The 19,596-nt window shown below is 65.8% G+C and carries 15 protein-coding genes, 2 tRNA genes and 1 riboswitch; of the genes, 13 read left to right on the top strand and 4 right to left on the bottom strand.

Features of this window, described 5'->3' with window-relative positions; genetic code table 11:
• Positions 1-37: 37 nt before the first annotated feature.
• From G5C50_RS14060 to G5C50_RS14040, 5 genes are all read left to right on the top strand, one after another.
• Positions 38-2,851 carry a 2-oxoglutarate dehydrogenase E1 component gene (locus G5C50_RS14060; protein ID WP_165070376.1) on the top strand — a complete coding sequence of 938 codons (2,814 nt, stop codon included), beginning with the start codon at positions 38-40 and terminating at the stop codon, positions 2,849-2,851.
• 3 nt (positions 2,852-2,854) lie between these two features.
• Complete coding sequence (odhB, locus tag G5C50_RS14055; RefSeq protein WP_165070374.1) at positions 2,855-4,123, top strand: 2-oxoglutarate dehydrogenase complex dihydrolipoyllysine-residue succinyltransferase; 1,269 nt, start codon at positions 2,855-2,857, stop codon at positions 4,121-4,123.
• A gap of 553 nt (positions 4,124-4,676) precedes the next feature.
• The gene (locus tag G5C50_RS14050; protein ID WP_165070372.1) at positions 4,677-4,922 is read left to right on the top strand and encodes an addiction module protein; all 246 of its coding nucleotides are present in this window, start codon (positions 4,677-4,679) and stop codon (positions 4,920-4,922) included.
• Entirely contained in the window at positions 4,915-5,208 is a 294-nt protein-coding gene (locus G5C50_RS14045; RefSeq protein WP_165070370.1) for a type II toxin-antitoxin system RelE/ParE family toxin, read from the top strand. The genes G5C50_RS14050 and G5C50_RS14045 overlap by 8 nt, the downstream gene beginning before the upstream one ends.
• Before the next feature lie 306 nt (positions 5,209-5,514).
• Positions 5,515-5,901 (top strand): hypothetical protein, encoded by a 387-nt coding sequence (locus G5C50_RS14040; protein ID WP_165070368.1) that lies wholly within the window; start codon positions 5,515-5,517, stop codon positions 5,899-5,901.
• 92 nt (positions 5,902-5,993) lie between these two features.
• On the opposite strand, the gene G5C50_RS14035 is transcribed toward G5C50_RS14040, so the two are convergent.
• On the bottom strand, positions 5,994-6,962 hold the full coding sequence (locus G5C50_RS14035; protein ID WP_165070366.1) for an NF038122 family metalloprotease: 969 nt from the start codon (positions 6,960-6,962) through the stop codon (positions 5,994-5,996).
• Between the two features lie 1,389 nt (positions 6,963-8,351).
• Here G5C50_RS14035 and lpdA point away from each other — a divergent pair.
• From lpdA to G5C50_RS14005, 6 genes are all read left to right on the top strand, one after another.
• Positions 8,352-9,761, top strand: coding sequence for a dihydrolipoyl dehydrogenase (gene lpdA, locus G5C50_RS14030; protein ID WP_165070363.1), 1,410 nt, complete (start codon positions 8,352-8,354; stop codon positions 9,759-9,761).
• 124 nt (positions 9,762-9,885) lie between these two features.
• The gene (locus G5C50_RS14025) at positions 9,886-10,173 is read left to right on the top strand and encodes a hypothetical protein (protein WP_165070361.1); all 288 of its coding nucleotides are present in this window, start codon (positions 9,886-9,888) and stop codon (positions 10,171-10,173) included.
• Positions 10,170-10,772, top strand: coding sequence for a dCTP deaminase (gene dcd / locus G5C50_RS14020; protein ID WP_165070359.1), 603 nt, complete (start codon positions 10,170-10,172; stop codon positions 10,770-10,772). The genes G5C50_RS14025 and dcd overlap by 4 nt, the downstream gene beginning before the upstream one ends.
• Positions 10,773-10,897: 125 nt before the next feature.
• Positions 10,898-10,970, top strand: a tRNA-Ala gene (locus tag G5C50_RS14015).
• A gap of 169 nt (positions 10,971-11,139) precedes the next feature.
• Positions 11,140-12,324: a sialidase family protein gene (locus G5C50_RS14010; protein ID WP_165070357.1), complete on the top strand. Its 1,185-nt coding sequence runs from the start codon at positions 11,140-11,142 to the stop codon at positions 12,322-12,324.
• Entirely contained in the window at positions 12,321-13,544 is a 1,224-nt protein-coding gene (locus tag G5C50_RS14005) for an AGE family epimerase/isomerase (RefSeq protein WP_165070355.1), read from the top strand. The genes G5C50_RS14010 and G5C50_RS14005 overlap by 4 nt, the downstream gene beginning before the upstream one ends.
• A 166-nt stretch (positions 13,545-13,710) precedes the next feature.
• On the opposite strand, the gene ahcY is transcribed toward G5C50_RS14005, so the two are convergent.
• Complete coding sequence (gene ahcY / locus G5C50_RS14000) at positions 13,711-15,138, bottom strand: adenosylhomocysteinase (protein WP_165070353.1); 1,428 nt, start codon at positions 15,136-15,138, stop codon at positions 13,711-13,713.
• A 19-nt stretch (positions 15,139-15,157) separates the two neighbouring features.
• Positions 15,158-15,242: riboswitch (S-adenosyl-L-homocysteine riboswitch) on the bottom strand.
• Positions 15,243-15,465: 223 nt separating this feature from the next.
• Between ahcY and G5C50_RS13995 the strand changes: the two genes are divergently transcribed.
• Together G5C50_RS13995 and G5C50_RS13990 are read left to right on the top strand one after the other, a co-directional pair.
• Positions 15,466-15,565: transfer RNA gene (locus tag G5C50_RS13995), tRNA-Ser, on the top strand.
• 232 nt (positions 15,566-15,797) lie between these two features.
• The gene (locus G5C50_RS13990; protein WP_165070351.1) at positions 15,798-16,103 is read left to right on the top strand and encodes a hypothetical protein; all 306 of its coding nucleotides are present in this window, start codon (positions 15,798-15,800) and stop codon (positions 16,101-16,103) included.
• Positions 16,104-16,339: 236 nt separating this feature from the next.
• Here the strand turns inward: G5C50_RS13990 and G5C50_RS13985 are convergent, their stop codons facing one another.
• Together G5C50_RS13985 and G5C50_RS13980 are read right to left on the bottom strand one after the other, a co-directional pair.
• Entirely contained in the window at positions 16,340-17,962 is a 1,623-nt protein-coding gene (locus G5C50_RS13985) for an RNA polymerase sigma factor (RefSeq protein WP_165070349.1), read from the bottom strand.
• Between the two features lie 311 nt (positions 17,963-18,273).
• Positions 18,274-19,578, bottom strand: coding sequence for a neutral/alkaline non-lysosomal ceramidase N-terminal domain-containing protein (locus G5C50_RS13980; RefSeq protein WP_165070347.1), 1,305 nt, complete (start codon positions 19,576-19,578; stop codon positions 18,274-18,276).
• Between the last annotated feature and the right edge of the window lie 18 nt (positions 19,579-19,596).

Genomic DNA, 19,596 nt, shown 5'->3' with positions numbered 1-19,596 from the left:
CGAACGACCGGCCGGGCCGGCCAGGAGATCCATTTCGATGACACGCACGTCGGCGGTGAGCCGGGCGAACCTGGACCTGGTCGAAGAGTATCAGCGGCGATGGCGCGAAGACCCTGAGTCGGTCGACGCGTCTTGGCGCAACTTCTTCGAGGGATACGACCTCGGCGTTTCCCACTCCGGCCCAGAGGCCGAGGCCTTCGCGAACGCTCCGCCTCCCGCCCAGCAGGTCGTCAAGGCCGTCACCCGGCTGGTCGACGCCTACCGCGAGATGGGCCACAACCTGGCCGACCTCGACCCGCTGAAGCTCACTCCCCGTCGTCAGACCGACGAGCAGCTGGAGCTTGGCAACTTCGGCCTCTCCGAGACCGACCTCGACCGCGAGTTCTACAGCAAGCTGGGGCAGAACCGCCACGGCACCCTGCGCGAGATCATCGGCGTCCTCCGCGAGACGTACTGCCGGACGATCGGCGTCGAGTTCATGCACATCCGCGACCTGGAGATCCGCCGCTGGCTCTTCGAGCGGATGGAGCCGGTCCGGAACCACCCCCAGTTCGACATCAAGCAGAAGCGCCGGATCATCTACAAGCTCAATGAGGCTGAGCTGTTCGAGACGTTCCTGCACAAGAACTTCGTGGGCCAGAAGCGGTTCTCGCTCGAAGGGGGCGAGATGCTGATCCCGCTGCTCGACGGCGTGATCGAGCGGTCCGGGAGCCTGGGCGTCCAGGAAATCGTCATCGGCATGCCCCACCGCGGGCGGCTCAACGTCCTGGCGAACATCCTCCACAAGCCGTACGGCCTGATCTTCAGCGAGTTCGAGGGGAACATGCCCGAGACGGTCGCCGGCGACGGCGACGTCAAGTACCACCTGGGCTTCTCCGCCGACCACGTCACGGCCGACAAGCAGACCGTCCACCTGACGCTGACGCCGAACCCCAGCCACCTCGAAGCCGTCGACCCGGTCGTCGAGGGCCGGATGCGGGCCAAGCAGCGGCAGGCCAAGGACGCCCAGCGCAAGCTCGGCATCCCGATCCTGATCCACGGCGACGCCGCCTTCGCCGGCCAGGGCCTGGTGGCCGAGACCCTCAACCTCAGCCAGCTTCCGGGCTACCGCACCGGCGGCACGATCCACATCGTGGTGAACAACCAGATCGGCTTCACCACCGCCCCGATCGACGCCCGGTCGACCCGGTACTGCACCGACGTCGCCAAGATGATCGAGGCCCCGATCTTCCACGTGAACGGCGAGGACCCCGAGGCCGTCGTCTTCGTCGGCGAGCTGGCGACCGACTTCCGCCAGCAGTTCGGCCGCGACGTCGTCATCGACATGGTCTGCTACCGCCGCCACGGCCACAACGAGGGCGACGAGCCGGGGTTCACCCAGCCCCTGATGTACGACAACATCAAGAACCGGATCAGCGTCCGGGAGATGTACACCGAGCAGCTCGTCACCTCGGGCGAACTGTCGAGCAAGGAGGCGGAGACCATCGCCGAGACCTTCGCCGACAAGCTCGGCCAGGTCCTTGCGGAGGTCAAGCGCGAGGGCGTCGAGCCCCGGACGATCTCGCCCGGCTATTCCTCGGGCCCCTGGGCCGACCTGACCCCCAACTTCTCGTTCACGCCGATCGAGACGGGCGTCTCCTACGACGTGATCAAGCAGATCACGGCCGTCGCCGCCGCCACGCCGCCGGGGTTCACCCCCAACCACAAGCTGGTCCGGATCTTCCAGGGCCGGGTCAAGACCGTCGATGAGCGGGGGTCGCTCGACTGGGCCCACGCCGAGGCACTGGCGTTCGGCTCCTTGCTGAAGGAGGGGACCCCCGTCCGCCTCAGCGGCCAGGACAGCCGTCGCGGCACGTTCAGTCAGCGGCACGCCGTCCTGATCGACCAGCTCACCGCCCAGCCCTGGATCCCGCTCAACAACCTGGGCGACGGCCAGGCCCAGTTCTGCGTCTACGACAGCTTCCTGTCTGAGGCCGCCGTGCTCGGCTTCGACTACGGCTACTCGCTCGACGAGCCCAACATGCTGATCATGTGGGAGGCCCAGTTCGGCGACTTCGCCAACGGCGCCCAGGTGATCGTCGACCAGTTCATCGCCTCCGCCGAGTCCAAGTGGGGCCGCGGCTCGGGCATCGTCATGCTGCTGCCGCACGGCTACGAAGGGCAGGGGCCCGAGCACTCCAGCGCCCGCCTGGAACGCTACCTCCAGCTCTGCGCCGAGGAGAACATCCAGGTCTGCGTCCCGTCGACCCCCGCGCAGTACTTCCACATGCTGCGGAGGCAGGTCCGGCGGAACTTCCGCAAGCCTCTGATCGTGATGACGCCCAAGAGCCTGCTCCGCCGCAAGGAGGCCGTCTCGCCCGTCGACCAACTGGTCGTCGGCAGCTTCCGCGACGTCCTCGACGACCCGACCCAGCCCAGGGCCGCCCGTCGGCTCATCCTCTGCTCGGGCAAGGTCTATTACGACCTGGCCGCCAAGCGGGCGGAGGCCGGCAAGGACAAGGACGTGGCGATCGTCCGCGTCGAGCAGCTCTACCCGTTCCCCGCCGAGGAGCTGAAGAAGACGCTCCTGGGCTATCCCGAGGTCCGGGACTGGGTCTGGGCGCAGGAAGAATCCCAGAACATGGGCGCCTGGTCGTTCATCGCGCCGAGGCTGGAGGAGCTGATGGGCTTCCCATTCCAGTACGTCGGCCGCGACGCCAGCGCCAGCCCGGCGACCGGTTCGAAGCTGATCCACGACCGCGAGCAGAACGAGTTGGTCGAAGCAGCCGTCGGCGCCGCGGTGCCGCACCTGGTCTGTGCAACCCCCGTCCGCGCCCTGGCCGCCGCCGGGTCGCGGGAAGGAGCCCGTTGAACGATGTCCGCGTCCGCCGTCCCGATCAACGTCCCCGGAGTCGGTGAGTCGATCTCCGAAGGAATCCTCGCCAAGTGGCTCGCCGCCGACGGTTCTGCCGTCAAGGCCGGCGACCCGCTGTTCGAGCTGGAGACCGACAAGGCGACCAACGTCGTCCCCGCCCCGGCCTCGGGCGTCCTCAAGGTCCAGGCGGCCGAAGGGGACACCGTCGCCATCGGCGCGACCGTCGGCGTCATCGATCCCTCCGGCGCTCCCGCCGCCGCCAAGCCCGCCGCCCCGGCGTCGGACAACGGCCCGAAGGCGGAAGCCCCGGCCCCGGCCGCCGCTCCCGCAGCGCCGGCCGCCGCCGAGGGCGCTCAGCACCTCTCCCCGGCCGTCCGCCGGGTCGTCGCCGAGGAAGGCGTCGATCCGTCGCAGGTCGAGGGGACCGGCAAGGGGGGCCGTCTCACCAAGGGGGACGTCCTCGCCCACGTCGAGTCCGGCGCGGCCGCCAAGGCCGCTCCCGCTCCCGAGGCGAAGGCTCCCGCGCCGGCGCCGGCTCCTGCTGTTTCACGGCCGGCCCCTGACAAGGCGGGTCGTGAGCGCCGCGAGCGCATGAGCGGTCTGCGGCAGCGGATCGCCCAGCGCCTCGTCGAGGCCCAGCACACGGCCGCCATCCTGACGACCTTCAACGAGGTCGACCTGACTCGCGTCATGGACACGCGGGCCAAGTACAAGGAGGCGTTCCAGAAGGCCCACGGGGTTTCCCTGGGCTTCATGTCGTTCTTCATCAAGGCGACGATCGAGGCCCTCAAGGCGTTCCCCGCGGTGAACGCCCGGATCGAGGGGAACGAGATCGTCTACAACAACTTCTACAACATCGGCGTGGCCGTCAGCACCGAGCGCGGGCTGATGGTGCCGGTGGTCCGCGACGCCGACGCGATGTCGTTCGCCGACATCGAGAAGGCCATCGGCCACTACGCCGACAAGGCCCGCAAGGGGGCCATCGCCGTCGACGACCTCCAGGGCGGAACGTTCACCATCACCAATGGCGGCGTCTTCGGCTCGTTGGTCTCCACGCCGATCTTGAACCCTCCCCAGAGCGCGATCCTGGGGATGCACGCGATCAAGAAGCGGCCCGTCGTCGTCGACGACCAGATCGTCATCCGCCCGATGATGTACCTGGCCCTCTCCTACGACCACCGCCTCATCGACGGCCGCGAAGCCGTCAGCTCCCTCGTCCGGATCAAGGACTGCCTCGAAGACCCCGAGCGCCTGCTCCTCCAGATCTGACCCGACCGAGCCCGATCAACCACACCCGGCCCCGGACCGGCCCCGCGTGGGCCCGTCCGGGGCTTTGGGGGGTTCAATCCGGCCCCAGTTAGTCGATAGCGATTGGTGCCGTTGCCCAGAGCCAGGGAGATCGGCTATGCCTATGTATTTTGGCTCTCGCGATGGACTGAAGCCGAGTTGCGATTTCGCAGAGGAAGAGGCAAGCCGACTTATCGACGGTCAGCCAGCCGAACAAGTCGGCGAACCAACCGAGTACATAGACGAAGTCACGCGATCAGTTGATGAATTCCTTTTGGACGTGAGCGACGGCTTGGAATATCCCTTGATCGTTCAATGGGATTATGAGACCACCGGCCACGTCTGGAAGTATGACTTGCGCGCCCGCGCTTATTGCTTATAACGCGTGCGTTGTCCAGTCCTATAGTCCCGTAGGGTAGGCACCACCCACCTCTCAAACCTTGATCTCGTAATGGGTTCGGCCGGCGGGCGATATCCACCCTACTTCTTCTCCTTCGAACTCCCAAACCTTCCAATCGCCCTGGGAGAGCATTCGATGGGACCCGCGACTGAAGAAGTGCTCCAGGCAGCCTTGGCCTTGCCTGAAGAGGAACGACTGGAACTCGTTGAGGCGTTATTGGCCACTCACGCCCCTTCGCATGAGTTGCCGTTCGACCCCGTATGGCTAGACGAGGCCCGACGGCGCTCGGCCGAGGTCGAGTCGGGCGCGGTTCAACCGGAGACCTGGGAAGTCGTCCGCGAGCGGGTCCGTCGGCGGCTTGAAGGTCAGTCTCGTGACTGAGGTGAAGATCCATCCGGAGGCCGAGGCCGAGTACGAGCATGCCCTTGGCTGGTATCTCGATCGGAGCTCCCAGGCGGCGGCGCGATTCGAAGCGGCGTTCGACGAGGCAATCCAGGCGATCCGATCTCATCCGGAGATGTTCCCTCGCTGCGACGAGGTTCATCGGTACGTGCTCTTGAGGCGTTTCCCCTACAGCCTGATCTACCGCGTCGAAGGGGAATCCGCGACGATCTTCGCGGTAGCCCACTCCAAACGACGCACGGGCTACTGGTCGGGACGAGCCTGATTCCTCGCGCGGGGGAAGCGACCAAGGCGATGGAAAGCCTTGCCCCAATTCGAGACTACCCGACACGTTATCATCATGAGCACCGTCGACGAGATCGAAGACGCCATCCGCAAGCTCCCGGACGAGGAACTGGCCGCGTTTCGCGCCTGATTCGCCGAGTTCGACGCCGCGGCGTAACGGCACGCACGCGGAGTACGATCGACTGCTCGGGAATTGAGGAGACCCGCAGGCGGGTCCCATGGAACTTCGGCGTCGCCATGTAGGGTCGAGACCCAGCCTACGAACCCTGTGGAGCGATGCAGATCGATGGCGAACTTTCGCTGCGAACGCTTATTCGTGATGCTCGAGGATCCGGTCCCTGGCCTCAATCACCTGAAGGCCGTCGATCCGGTCGAGTTCGCCTGGCTTGGCTCCGACGACGATGCCGAGCGACTCGGTTTGACGCCCCTGGGCGATTTCACCTTCGCTCCCTACGAGCGGCCCAAGTGGCAGCCTGCCGCGAAGGGGCTGAAGACGATCCGAGGGCTTATCGACCTCTATCGTGGCTGGCTCGCCCAGGGCAGCAACCCATACGGGTATACGGAAGAAGTCCTCAAGAAGAAGCTCGCCGTGCTCAGCCAGGTCGAGACCGTCCTGGACGCCGCGGACTCGCGCGACCGCCGGTTTTATCTGGCTGCCAAGGACCTGTCCTAACGACCCACGCCCTGTCCCCGGACCAGCCCCCTGCGAGCTCGTCCGGGGCCTTCGCGATCTCCGTTTCATCCTCGGTCCGCCGGTAGGGCGGCTCAGGATTCCGCGCGGGTCGCGGTCGATCGACGGGATCGGAATCGCCAACCGAAGACGGCGCTCAACCCGCTCGCGAGGCCTATGTAGGAAGAGGGCTCGGGCACTACGGCGAAATTGTAGCCGATCACGTCGAGTGCCACCGTTTCCGGCGAGCCGACCGCGAGAGAAACGTTAGCCCCCGGTGTTCCGTAGGCGTCCTGGACGCGTACGGTGCTGGTCGGCGCCCAATCGCCGTAATCCGACCCCCCGCCAGTCTGATTGAACTGCGCCAGGTTGGTCACCCCGCCGTCGATCGAAAAGTAGGAGGACGCGCTGGTCGTGGCTGTGAAACTCCGAACGCCAGGAGCGGAATAGCGGAAGAGATCCTCCGGGCGGACCACGCCGGAACCCGACCCAAAATTGAGGCCCGAGCCAAGGCCCAGGGCTTCATCGATTTCATGTTCGACCACCGAAAGGAGGCTGTATTTGTTCGGGTCGGACGCCACCCCTTGATAGTTCATGAGCGATGTATTCAGCCCGATCTGGCTGTCCGTCGCCACGGCCGCGTTGAAACCCAGGGCCCGGAGATTGGCCGTCGTCACGTAGATCTGCGTACCGCCGTTGACGGGGTTGTTCGGACCGGCGGACAGATTCGCCAGGGCCGTCGCGTCGTCGGAACTCGACGCGTGACTTTGGAGCGCCGCGAGGTACTGGCTGTAGGTGATGACTCCAATCGAGGTGCTGCTCGATCCGAGACCGGTGCTCATCGACGAGAAGGTAATGTTGACCGTGATCGGCGTCGTGATGTGGGTCTGATAAAACTGGATCGCCTGATTGATCGTCGCCTCGATCCCGGCGGCGTTGGGATCGTTGGCGATCGAACTGTCGAAGGTCGCGTGGATGACCAGGTCGGCGCGGGCCGAACCGACGGCGGCAAAGGAAGCAAGGGCAGCCATCAAGCCGAGGGCGGCATGGATATGAAGGCGCATCAAGTTGAAATCCCGGGGAAGTCGCCGATCGCCCGTTTTGGCGCGGCGGCGTCATGGTTTGTGAAGTGATCGGCGGCCTGGTGCAGGATCCCGCAGAGTCCCGGTCCGTCGTTTCCGACTCGCCGCCGATGAAGTCAGTGAGAGGTAAATACCCATTAAGCTTTGAAGATCTTAATGAGGTCAACCTCACGATGGCAAGGACCTTTCCCGTTTGCAAGGGAACAGAACCCGACTCCTTGGCGCACCCGTCACGAACCGTGTGTTGCGTGGCGTGACGGCGTGTTCGACTTCGGAACGAAATGATGACGGTTGGCGAGTGTCGACGTTTCCCTCCGTCGGTTCCTGATCGATAGGTCCTGGAACTGGTCTCCCCCGACGAAGTGTCCGTCAACTGCCTGGATCCTGGATGACGTCCCGGAGGCACATGGTCCCTCGCGTGGACGACCTCGTCTGCTCGTCTGAAAACGTGGGACTTGCCCCCCGCTTACTCGATCAATTCGGCTTCGTCCCCTGGCATGGGCACGGTCCTCCCACGAGCAATCCGGTATATCCGCCAAGGTCGTCAGAGCCGAATCCACGGTGCAAGCCGCGCTTCGATTTTCCGGATCGTCTTCGCGGTCGAGGAGTCCTCTATAGATAGAGGGTGCGAGCGGGAACGGCCGGCGGAGGCGCTGGGGTCGCTCATGAACCCGTGATCGGCCCGGCGGCGATCGTGACGACGACGAGAGCGACGAGCGCTTCGCGCGAGAATCGCCGAACGAAGCCAGAGTCCGATTCGACGCAAGAACAATGAATGAAATCCTTTGCATCGCCGCAACAATGCCCGCCGTTACGACGATCGAAGCCATTTCGGAGCCGATCGCGTCGAGCGACGAAGGGTAGGCCTCGGTACGGCGTCGGGCTCCTTGACAATTCGGTCGGATCGGGGAGACCGCCGCGCGGGGCGTCTCAACGTGCGAACGAAGCCGACGCAGAAACCGACTCGAACGCTCGTCTGGCGAAGAACTTGCGGCATTCTCCCGACGCGCGAACGAAGCCGAATTGAAGCCGATGAGACCGACCGCTCTCAGGCCGCGCCTGGTAAGTCGGGCAGCCCGGATTTCGACGTACCCCGCAGTCTGGTAGGCTGGGTCTCGACCCAGCCTCCATAATATGGGCGCAAGATGAACCAACCCTCAGACAGCCTTGAGCGCACCTCTCTCTTCACCTTGTGGGAGAAGGTGGTCGAAGGCCCGATGAGGGGGATCCCGGCTTCGCGGGCTCCTGGTCGAGCCCCCCTCATCCGCCGCTGCGCGGCACCTTCTCCCACAAGGGGAGAAGGGAGGAACTGGGGTCTCGCTTCCAGGCCCACAGTCGAATGACTCTCAAGTTAGAAATGAGGAACCCGCGGTGGCGGAACGGTACGACCTGGTCGTGATCGGGGCGGGCCCCGGCGGTTACGTGGCGGCGATCCGGGCGGCGCAGCTCGGGATGAAGGTGGCCTGCGTGGAGAAGGCCGCGGCCCTGGGGGGGACCTGTCTGCGGATCGGGTGCATCCCCAGCAAGGCCCTGCTGGACTCCAGCGAGTTCTACCACCTGGCCGAGGCCAAGTTCTCCAAGCACGGCATCAAGGTCGGCGGTCTGGAGATCGACCTGCCCACGATGCACAAGCGCAAGGACGGCGTCGTCAAGGGGCTCACCGACGGCGTCGCCTACCTGTTCAAGAAGAACAAGATCACCCCGTACTTCGGCGCCGCCAGCCTCACCTCGCCGACCACCGTCAAGGTCGTCGGCAACGACAAGAAGACCGTCGAACTGGAAGCCGGCCACATCCTGCTGGCCACCGGCTCCGAGCCCATCAACCTGCCGTTCATGAAGTTCGACGGCAAGACGATCGTCAGCTCCACGGAGGCCCTCGCCTTCGACAAGGTCCCGCAGCACCTCTTGGTCGTCGGCGGCGGCGCGATCGGCCTGGAACTGGGCTCGGTCTGGCGACGGCTCGGCGCGAAGGTCACGGTCGTGGAGTTCCTCCCCCGGATCGTCCCCTCGTCCGACTTCGAGGTTGGCGAACTGCTCCGCAAGAGCCTGGCGAAGCAGGGGCTGGAGATCCTCACCGAGACCAAGGTCTCGGGCGCGGAGATCCTGCCGAACGGGGGCGCCAAGGTCACCGCCCAGGACAAGGACAACAAGACCCTGACCTTCACCTGCGACAAGGTGCTGGTCTCCGTCGGCCGTCGGGCGTACTCGGAAGGCCTCGACCTGGCCAAGGCCGGCGTGCAGGCCGACCCGAAGTCGGGGAAGGTCCCCGTCGACAAGCACTTCCGCACCAACGTCCCGACGATCTCCGCCCTCGGCGACCTGATCGCCGGCCCGATGCTCGCCCACAAGGCCGAGGACGAGGGCGTCGCCTTCGCCGAGATCCTCGCCGGCAAGCCCGGGCACGTCGACTACGACACGATTCCCAACGTCGTCTACACCTGGCCCGAGCTGGCGAGCGTCGGCAAGACCGAGGAGCAACTCAAGGAGCAGGGGATCGCCTACAAGGTCGGCAAGTCCCCATTCCTGGCCAACGGCCGAGCCAAGGCCATGGACGAAACCGAGGGCGTCGTCAAGCTTTTGGCCGACGCCAAGACCGACCGCCTGCTCGGCGCCCACATCGTCGGCCCTCGGGCCAGCGACCTCATCGCCGAGCTGGTGGCCGTGATGGAATTCGGCGGCTCGTCCGAGGACGTCGCGAGGACCTGCCACGCCCACCCGACCCTCAGCGAGACCGTCAAGGAAGCCGCCCTGGCGGTCGACAAACGCTCCATCAGCGCCTGATCGGCAGGACCCGAACTCCCCGGCCCGGAAACCCGGCGCGGACTCTTGGCAACCCGCGCCGGGGCCTGTAGTGTATTGAACATACACTCAGGTCGACGGCCGGTGGGGCGGGAGGACTCGGGACATGTGGGAAGCCCTCTGCGAGGTGGGACCCGGGCTGCGGCCGACGGAGCGGACGGTGGCGGTCCCGGACGTCTACGGCAACAAGCACCACCTGCGAGTGGAGGCCGGTTTCATCGGCGAGGTCGACGGCCGCCACTACCTCCCCGTGGGCCTGATCGGCGTCGACGAGGCCCGCAAGCTGGCCCTGGTCGAACTCCCCCACGAATCCGACGGCGGCGCCAACCGCCTGTGGGTCTGGCTGGCGAACCTCCACAAGATGGAGGCGGCCAAGGCCCAGGCCTCGCCATGATCCTCTCGGACCGGCAGATCCACGACGCCCTCCGCCTGGGCCAGGTCCGGATCACGCCGGCCCCGGACGACCTCACCTCCGACGCCTGGTCGTCCACCGCGCTGGACCTCCGGCTCGACGCCCGCCTCCAGGTCTGGAAGCCTCCCGACGGCGCGAGCCTGGTCGTCGATCCGGCCGACGTCAATTTCAGCGCCACCGAGCTGGCCTCGTCGTTCGCCGTCGAGGAGGACTGCACCGAGGGCTTCGAGGTCGCCCCGGGGATGTTCCTGCTGGGCTGGACGATCGAGAAGCTCCAACTCCCGCACGTCTCGCGAATCGCCGCCCGCGTCGAGGGGAAGAGCAGCCTGGCGAGGATCGGCCTAGGGGTCCACGTCACCGCGCCGACGATCCACGCCGGCTTCGGCTTCCGCGCCGAGGACCCGAACTTCGTCGGCAACCCAATCCAGCTCGAGATCTGGAACGCCGGCCCGTTGACCGTCCGCCTGGTGAAGGGCCTGCACATCTGCCAGATCATCTTCGAGGAGGTCGCCGGCACCCCCAGCCGAGGCTACGACGGCGTCTTCGCCGTCCAGGGCCCCGACGTCGAGCCCCCGGCCTGAAAGTCCCCGAAAAAACGTGGCGAATCGGCGTTGAACTGGGTCCCCCCGGTCGGTAGTATATCCCCTGTGACGTGCGAGACGGCCGACAACGCCAAACACGACCGTCATCCCAGATACGCCTCAACGGGGGATTAGCTCAGCTGGGAGAGCGCTTGCATGGCATGCAAGAGGTCAGGGGTTCAAATCCCCTATCCTCCACTCAACTAACAAGAGCCTTCGGACACACTGCTGTCCGAAGGCTCTTGTCATTTCCGGGACAGTCCGCAAACGGCTACGATCGAGGTCGGCCAGTCTTGGCGGCGAGATTCCTCGGTCATCCACTCACCGATCGTCCCCGCCGGCGAGCCCTACAACGAAGGTCGGTTCCATGACGCGCGGTCGACTCGCTCTCTTGCTGCTATGGCTTCTGCCGTCGCTGGTTCGCGCCGGCGACCCCGAACTGGTGGACGTGTTCTCGCCCAAAGCCGACGGGTTCGCGTCGATCCGCATCCCCTCGGTCGTCGTCGGCAAGAATGGCACCGTCCTGGCCTTTGCCGAGGGGCGAGCCGACGACGCGGACCAGGCCAAGAACAGGATCATCCTGAAGCGCAGCAAGGACGGCGGCAGGACGTGGGAGAAGGCGAAGGTCATCGCCGAGGACGGGGACAAGGCGCTCAACAACCCGTGCGCGGCGGTCGAGCGGGAGAGCGGCCTGGTGCTGCTCCTCTACCAGTCGTACCCAGCCGGGGTCAACGAGCGGAGCGGGAAGATTCAGCCGGGCTACGCGGGTGATCTGGTCGTGCGGAACTGGCTCATCACCAGCGACGACGACGGCTTGACGTGGACGCAGCCCCGAGACGTCACGAAGGAGACGAAGCGAGAGAGCAGGGTGACGACCATCGCGGGCGGCCCGGGGATCGGGATTCAGCTTCGCCATGGCAAGCACGCCGGCCGCATTCTGATGCCGTTCAACGAGGGGCCGTTCGGCGTGTGGAACATCTACGCCGTGTATTCCGACGACAAAGGCAAGACCTGGAAGATGGGCGACGCGGCCCCCGGCGGGTTGCTCGACGCCGGCGACGACAAGAAGAAGACCAGCATGGTCAACGAAGCGCAGTTCGTGGAGTTGAAGGACGGCTCGATCCGGTTCAACGTCCGCCGCTGGTCGGGCAAGGCGGTGCGGAAGACCTGCGTGAGCGAGGACGGCGGAGTCTCGTGGTCGAAGGTGGACGACGCCCCGGACCTCGCCGATCCGGGCTGCATGGGATCGGTCCTGCGATACACCGACCCGGCGGACGGGGCCAGGAGCCGCATCCTGTTCTCGGGGCCGCAGAGCACCAAGCGGGAAAACGGGACGGTCTTCGTCAGCTACGACGAGGGCAAGACGTGGCCGACGAAACGGGTGCTGTGCCAGAACGCCTTCGCCTACTCCTGCCTGACGGCACTGCCGGACGGGACCATCGGATGCCTCTACGAGGCGAACGGGACGAGCAAGATCGTGTTCGCCCGGTTCACCCTCGACTGGCTGACGGAGGGTCAAGACGCTCTTGAGACGGAGGGGAAGCAGCCGTGACAGTCACGACCCCCGAAGGCCGGGACGCTCTGCTCATCCAGTATCGAGACGCGCTGCTCGGCGACGTGATCCCGTTCTGGCTGAGGCACGGCCTGGATCGCGAACACGGCGGCTACCTCACCGCCCTCGACCACGACGGGACCGTGATCGACACGGACAAGTCGATCTGGTTCCAGGGGCGCGGGGCGTGGACGTTCGCCACGCTTTACAACACCGTTGAGAAGAGCCCGGAGTGGCTCGACGCGGCCCGAAGCGGGATCGAGTTCCTGCGCCGTCATGGAGAGAGCCCAGGCGGCAAGTTGTACTTCACCGTCACCCGTGACGGCCGACCGCTGCGGATGAGGCGGTACGTCTACAGCGAGGCGTTCGCGTCGATGGCGAACGCGGTGTACGCGAAGGCGACGGGCGACGAGCAAGCCGCCGAGGACGCGATCCGCTACTTCGACGCCTACCTCGACCACTCGTTCACGCCGGGCCGGATGCCGGCCAAGGTCGAACCCGAGACCCGCCCCACGAAGGGCGTCGGGCCGCTCATGTTCTCCCTGCTCACGGCGCAAGAACTCCGCGAACACCTGGGGGACGTGACCGTCCGAAGCCGGACCTGCACGGAGTGGATCGACTGGAGCATCGGCGAAATCGAACGGGACTTCCTCAAGCCCGAACACGAAGCCCTGATGGAAGTCGTCGGGCCTGACGGCTCCGTGCTCGACCACTTCGACGGCCGGCAACTCAACCCCGGACACGCCATCGAGTGCGCCTGGTTCGTCATGCACGAAGGCAAAGCGCGGAACGACCAGCGACTCATCCGCCTCGGGCTGACGATCCTCGACTGGATGTGGAAGCGCGGCTGGGATGATGAGCACGGCGGCATCCTCTACTTCCGCGACCTGCGGGGGCTGCCGGTGCAAGACTACTGGCACGACATGAAATTCTGGTGGCCGCACTGCGAGGCGATCATCGCCACCTTGCTCGCCTGGTCACTGACCGGCGACGAGAAATACGCCCACTGGCACCGACAGGTTCACGACTGGAGCTTTCGCCACTTCCCCGACCCGGAGTTCGGCGAATGGTACGGCTACCTCCACCGCGACGGCCGGCAGTCGGTGCGGCTCAAAGGGAACATGTGGAAGGGACCGTACCATCTTCCCAGAATGCTCTGGTACTGCTGGACGGTTCTGAAGAAATCCCCGCTTCCAGCTTGCCCGGGACGGACTCAATGAGCGCCCCTCCTCGTTGAGCTTTCCGGTCCGTCGAAATGGGGAGGGAAGGGACGTCGTTAACGCAACAGGCCGCTCACACCAGCGGTGCGAGCGGCCTGTTGTTCAAGCGAGATCCTGCTGACGATCGAGGAGCCTGGCTCCCCACCGTCTCGCTTCGCTCAGCCGATCAATAGCGGTAGTGATCGGTCTTGTAGGGGCCTTCCTTGGGGACGTGGATGTAGGCGGCCTGCTCGTCGGTCAGCGTGGTGAGCTGGACGTTGAGCTTCCTGAGCTGCAGCCGGGCGACGTGCTCGTCGAGCTTCTTGGGCAGGACGTAGACGCCGATCGGGTACTTCTCGTTGTGCTGCCACAGCTCGATCTGGGCGAGCGTCTGGTTGGCGAACGAGGAGCTCATGACGTACGAGGGGTGGCCGGTGGCGCAGCCCAGGTTCACCAGGCGGCCCTTGGCCAGCAGGATGATCCGCTTGCCGTCCGGGAAGATGACGTGGTCGACCTGCGGCTTGATCTCTTCCCAGCGGTAGTCTTCCAGGGCGGCGACGTCGATCTCGTTGTCGAAGTGGCCGATGTTGCAGACGATCGCCTGGTCCTTCATCTTCTTCATATGGTCATGCGTGATGACCTTGAAGTTGCCGGTGGTCGTCACGAAGATGTCCGCCTTGTCGGCGGCGTACTCCATGGTGACGACCCGGTAGCCTTCCATCGCGGCCTGAAGGGCGCAAATCGGGTCGATCTCGGTGATCCAGACCTGGGCGGAGAGGGCGCGGAGGGCCTGGGCGGAGCCCTTGCCGACGTCCCCATAGCCGCAGACGACGGCGATCTTGCCGGCGATCATCACGTCGGTGGCGCGCTTGATGCCGTCGACCAGCGACTCGCGGCAGCCGTACAGGTTGTCGAACTTCGACTTGGTGACGGAGTCGTTGACGTTGATGCCGGGGAACTTCAGCTCGCCCCGCTTGTGCATCTGGTAGAGGCGGTGGACGCCGGTGGTCGTCTCCTCGGTCACGCCCTTGACCGCGGCGAGCCGCTCGGAGTACCAGCCGGGCTGGGAGGCCAGCCGCTTCTTGATGGCGGCGAAGAGGACGCGCTCTTCCTCGCTCCCCGGCTTGGCGAGCACCGAGGCGTCGGCCTCGGCGCGGGCGCCCAGGTGCAGGAGCAGGGTGGCGTCGCCGCCGTCGTCGAGGATCATGTTCGAGAAGCCGCCGTCGGCCCACTCGAAGATCTTGTGGGTGTACTCCCAGTACTCTTCCAGCGACTCGCCCTTGAAGGCGAAGACCGGGATGCCCGCGGCGGCGATGGCGGCGGCGGCGTGGTCCTGGGTCGAGAAGATGTTGCACGACGCCCAGCGGACCTCGGCGCCGAGCGCCTTGAGCGTCTCGATCAGCACGGCCGTCTGGATGGTCATGTGGAGCGAGCCGGTGATGCGGGCGCCCTTCAGGGGCTGCTTCGCGGCGTACTCTTCGCGGATGGCCATCAGGCCGGGCATCTCGGTCTCGGCGATGGCGATTTCGCGACGGCCCCAGTCGGCCAGCTTGATGTCGGCGACGTGGTAATCGGTGAAGGTCGCGGGCTTATCCTTAACGTTAACGGCGGACATGTTCAAAGTCTCCTGAAACAATGAACGGGCGCCGTTGCACGATGACCGACCTCTTCGAGCCTGGCAGGAACGCCCATGCGTCCGTCGCAGCGCCCCTCGATGAGATGGTGTTGCCCTTTGTCGGGATGCGGGCGAAGCTCCGTAGGAGGACCCGTTGTGGGAAGGGCTGATCCTAGCAAAACCGACGGATCCGGGGCAAGCGGAAGTGGCTTCCGACGCCCCTCCCCGCACAACGTGAAGCCGGGCCTAATCCCGGTTCCACAGAAGACGTAGGAAATCGGCGACGACTCTTGCCAAATGCTGGATTCGCCGATATGAATGAGGACGGGAGGTTGGCTGGGAATCGCTGCGATTCTCAACCGCCCGGCGACCTTTTCCCGCCCCACGGGACGGCGAAAGGTCAGGGGTTCGAATCCCCTATCCTCCGCTCCTCGATTCGACGACGATGACCGCGTCGACCCTCTCTCGGCCCAGATCGACCCGCCGCATCGCTCCGTTCGACTCACGCCTTGCACACATGAATTCAGGTTCACCGGCTCGCGGCTGGGAACGGCCGCTCTGAGCATCTCCAAGCTCTCCACGGTCGTCGCGATCGCCCTGCGATCGCGGCTCGAAGGATTCTGTTCGGCGAGGGAGTCGCCGATTTGGAGACGTTATTCATGCGGACGTCGAGGGGTGCGCAGGATCGTCGGCCGATCGATCACATTCGGGCTCGCGTCTTCGTCGTGAGTCTGCCCGGAATGACCCACCAACGCGAGCGACTCTTCATCGCCCATTGTCGACGCCTCGCCCGCACCGCGATGGCGGCCGGCGTCCCCATGGGCGTCGCCTGGGGCCTGATCTCCCAGCGCATCGAACGCCTCGCCCCTCGCCTCAGGACGGAGCACGAGCGCGAGACCTTCCTCGCCATCATGCACCGCCTCCGCCACGAGCTGTTCCAGGACGTCGCCGTCGCCTCGCGGTAAGCTCGTGGGCCGGCCCTCGATACCAGGGCGATCGATGGGATGAAGGACGACCCAGGGTGCCATGCCCACGCAAGCGTGGGCATGCGATCGGCGATGGTCAAGCAACCGTCCCACGCCGGTTCGTGGCCACGCTTGCGCGGCCACGGCACCCAAATGCTATCTCTCCATCTCGAAACGATATCGGCCTGCCCCGATCGGTCTTGAGCGAGTGCCAGGTTCAAACTCGGTCGGCCGAATCACTTCGCATCCGCTGCTGCATCGTCGATCGTCAACGGGATCTCCTTGAAGTGCTCGCGGGTCCACTTGATGAGTCGCTCGACGTCCACTGCCCGACGGTCCATCGGCTCGCGCAAAACCTCAAGCCGCCTGACATGCGGCAGCAGCAATGAGATCTCCTGACGCAGCAGATCGACACGCAGGCTCTCCCCAAGACTCAGCCTGGCGTCTTCGACAGGCTTCTCGATCTGAGGCAGGCCTCGAACCAAGCGACTGGGATCGATGTTACCGCGATCAACCAAGGTGAAGAATTCAGAAACCAGCTTATTATATCTATCCTTATCCTGTTGGAGCGTCCGATTCAGATTTTCCTGCTCGCCCCTCATCCTTAAGAGACGTGCCATCAGTAGGCGGACGGGCTTCACGGCGACTTCAAGGTCCGCTTTGACCTTTGGTGCGACTGCTCGCACCGCAGGGTCCGTGTCACGTCGCACCAGCGCGCCCAATCCTTCATATCGGTCAGTGATAGCCTGGTAGGCCGGATATGCATTGAGAAGCTCCGCCTCGATCTCCCGCACATCCCCGGTGTCAAAAGCCTTGAACGTCAGGTCGTCAAGGCTCCCCGAGGTGATGGTCGACAGCGGAAGAGCCGCTGACGGTCGAGCCAGGAGTTCGGCGATCCGGTCGAGCTTTTTCTCCAATTCCCGAGGCTCATCCGCGTTGGCTTTGACGGCGGGCTTATCCTGAACCTCTGCCGTGGGCGCCTTTGTCGTCTGTTCGGCCTTCGGCCTTTCGGGCCCGTTTTGGGCCAGATACCCGCCGAAGGCGATCGAGCCGGCGACGACGGAAACCCCGGCGAAGAGTCCGAGGGCGATCTTGAGCAGCTTCGACGATGACAGGCTCATGGCGGTCATGACTCCCTGGGCCAGGGCCGCGACCGGCCCATTGGGGGATGCGGGGAAACGGCCGACGGCGGCGACGGTCGCCGCGACGAGCGACGCGGGGACGGCCGGCGTCAAACGGAGCAGGGGGAGAGTCGCCGAAGCGTTGACGCCCCGGCGCGTCAGGCGACCGCGGAGCAACGCCCGCGCTCGGGCCGTCCGGCTGCGGACCGTCCCCGGCGGCCAGCCCAGCTCGGCCGCCGCCTGGTCGTAGGTCCGACCCTTCAGGTGACAGAGGATCAACGGCGCCCGGTACTTCTCGGGCAGCCGGGCGAGTTCTTCGTCCAACGTCTCCAATGCGTCGTCGACCAGCGGCGGTGGTTCGACCGTGGATTCGTCGAGAATCTCCGACCGGCCTCCTTCACGGTCGCGACGCGTCAATGCGTTCGACCGGGCCCGGAGCGCCACCCGGCGGGCGACGCCGTACAGCCAGCTCGCCAGCGCGTCCCGATCGCGCAGGTCGCCGCCCTTTCGGACCAGGACGAGGAACGTCGCCTGGAAGGCGTCCTCCACGTCGCGAGGGTCGCGGAGATAGCGACGGCAGACCGACAGCACCAGCGGCCCGTGGCGATCGACGAGAGTCTCGAAGGCCGATTCGTCGCGATCGTGGAGAAACCGATGCAGCAATCGAGCATCGGGCGGGTCGATCCCGTCCCGAAGCAGCCGCTCCACGTCCCGTTCGGCCGTTGCTACTCGTCGCATGCAGCCTCCCTCTCGGTCTCCCCCCAGAGAGGCTACTGCACCGGCCGCTGCGATAGGTCCCGATTTCTTCCGGAATTCTCGACCAGAAACCCCAATCCGAGGCCACATTCCCTTATGGAGACTGCTCTCTGACAATTCGACGGTCGGTAGTTCAGACGCAAGGGAGAACCCGCAGTCGGCCCGTCGAAATCGGACCGAACGGAGCCAATTCCAGGCCGCGATCTCTCGAACGCAACTAACTTACTATCAAGCCCTTGCGGCCGACGGCTTCACTCCTCGCCCGTCGCGAACGAAGCCGTTTCGAAGCCAGTTCAACGCTCGCCGGGGAACTTGCCGCGCATCCGGTAGAGGGCGATCAACGCCTGGTCAAGCAGGGCTTCGCCGGCCCCCAGGGCGATGGGCGACATCCGGGGGTCGGCCCCGTACCCACCCTCGGAGGCCGCCTCGATCGTCGGCAGGTAGAGGAAGTGGCCGTTGCAGTAACCCAGGATCAGAGGGAAGGGGAGGTCGGCTCGCTCTCGGAGCCGCGTGGCGTGGGCGTGGAAGGGTTCGCCGGGGAGGCCGATCAGGCCGATCGAGTCGCCCAGCAGGACGGTCGTCGATTCCAGGGTCATGCCGCCGTCGAACTCGGCGGAGACGTTCTCCACCAGTTCCGGGAAGAAAGCCCGGCCGTAGAGGACCCGGTTGATCGGGTTCGCCAGGTCCAGCCTCAGCCCGAACCGCTGCGACTCGACGGCCACGGCGATCGTCGGTCGGATCGGATCGGCCTCCTTCGCCGACCGGGCCGCTTCGAGAGCCGCCAGGCCCAGCAGGCGGCCGAACTCGTCGGGGCCCTTCGAGGCTTCGTCGGGAGGGTTGGGGCTCATGTCCCCGCCGGCCCCCTGAAGAAAGACGGCCGGGGCTTTCAGGTCGGCCTCGATCGTCGCCCGCATCGCTCCGGGGTAGTCGGCCGAGAACTCCAGGAGTTCGGGCGATCGCATCACTGGATGCGCGGCGAAGTTCACGAGCAGGGCCAGCGGCGAGCCGTCGGGACGGTCGAGCCGAATCACGGTCAGCCGGGGGTCGGTCGACTGGGGGGAACGCTTCGAGTGCCGGTTGCGGTTCAGGGAGACGTCCTTCGCCGCCGCCCGGATCTGGACGGGTTCCAGGCGGTCGTCGGCCTCGGCGATGGCTGCCGCCAGCTTCGCCGGGAGGTCGCGGGCGTAGGCGACGGCCGCGTCGAACTTGCCTCGCCCCCGGCCTGGGGCGTCGGTCAGCTCGATCACCGGGCCGTGATGGGTGTGGCTGCCGCCGATGAGGATCCCGGCGAACCGTCGCGGGGCGAGCGTCCGGCGGATCTCGGCCATCATGGCGGTCGTCGGCCCTCGGCCCAGGTCCATCCCGACGATCGCCGTCCTCATCTCGCCGGCCTCGACCACGACCACCCGGGCGGAAAGCCGGTCGTGGACGCCCTGCGAGAGGACGTCGTGGCGGGCTCCGTAGCCCCACATGGGGACCGGAGCGTCAGGGGTCACGTCGCACGCGGCGAACCCCGCGCGGAACGCGCCCCCGGGTTCGGCGGCCGTTGCGAACGAGACCAGGAATCCGAAGACGGCCAGGCTGATTTGGATCCGCACGCGGTTCTCTCCCGGGTT

This window comes from Paludisphaera rhizosphaerae, from assembly GCF_011065895.1.
GTDB lineage: Bacteria > Planctomycetota > Planctomycetia > Isosphaerales > Isosphaeraceae > Paludisphaera > Paludisphaera rhizosphaerae.
The sequence above is the reverse complement of the archived record's forward strand: the minus strand, read 5'-3'. Positions and strand labels throughout refer to the sequence as shown.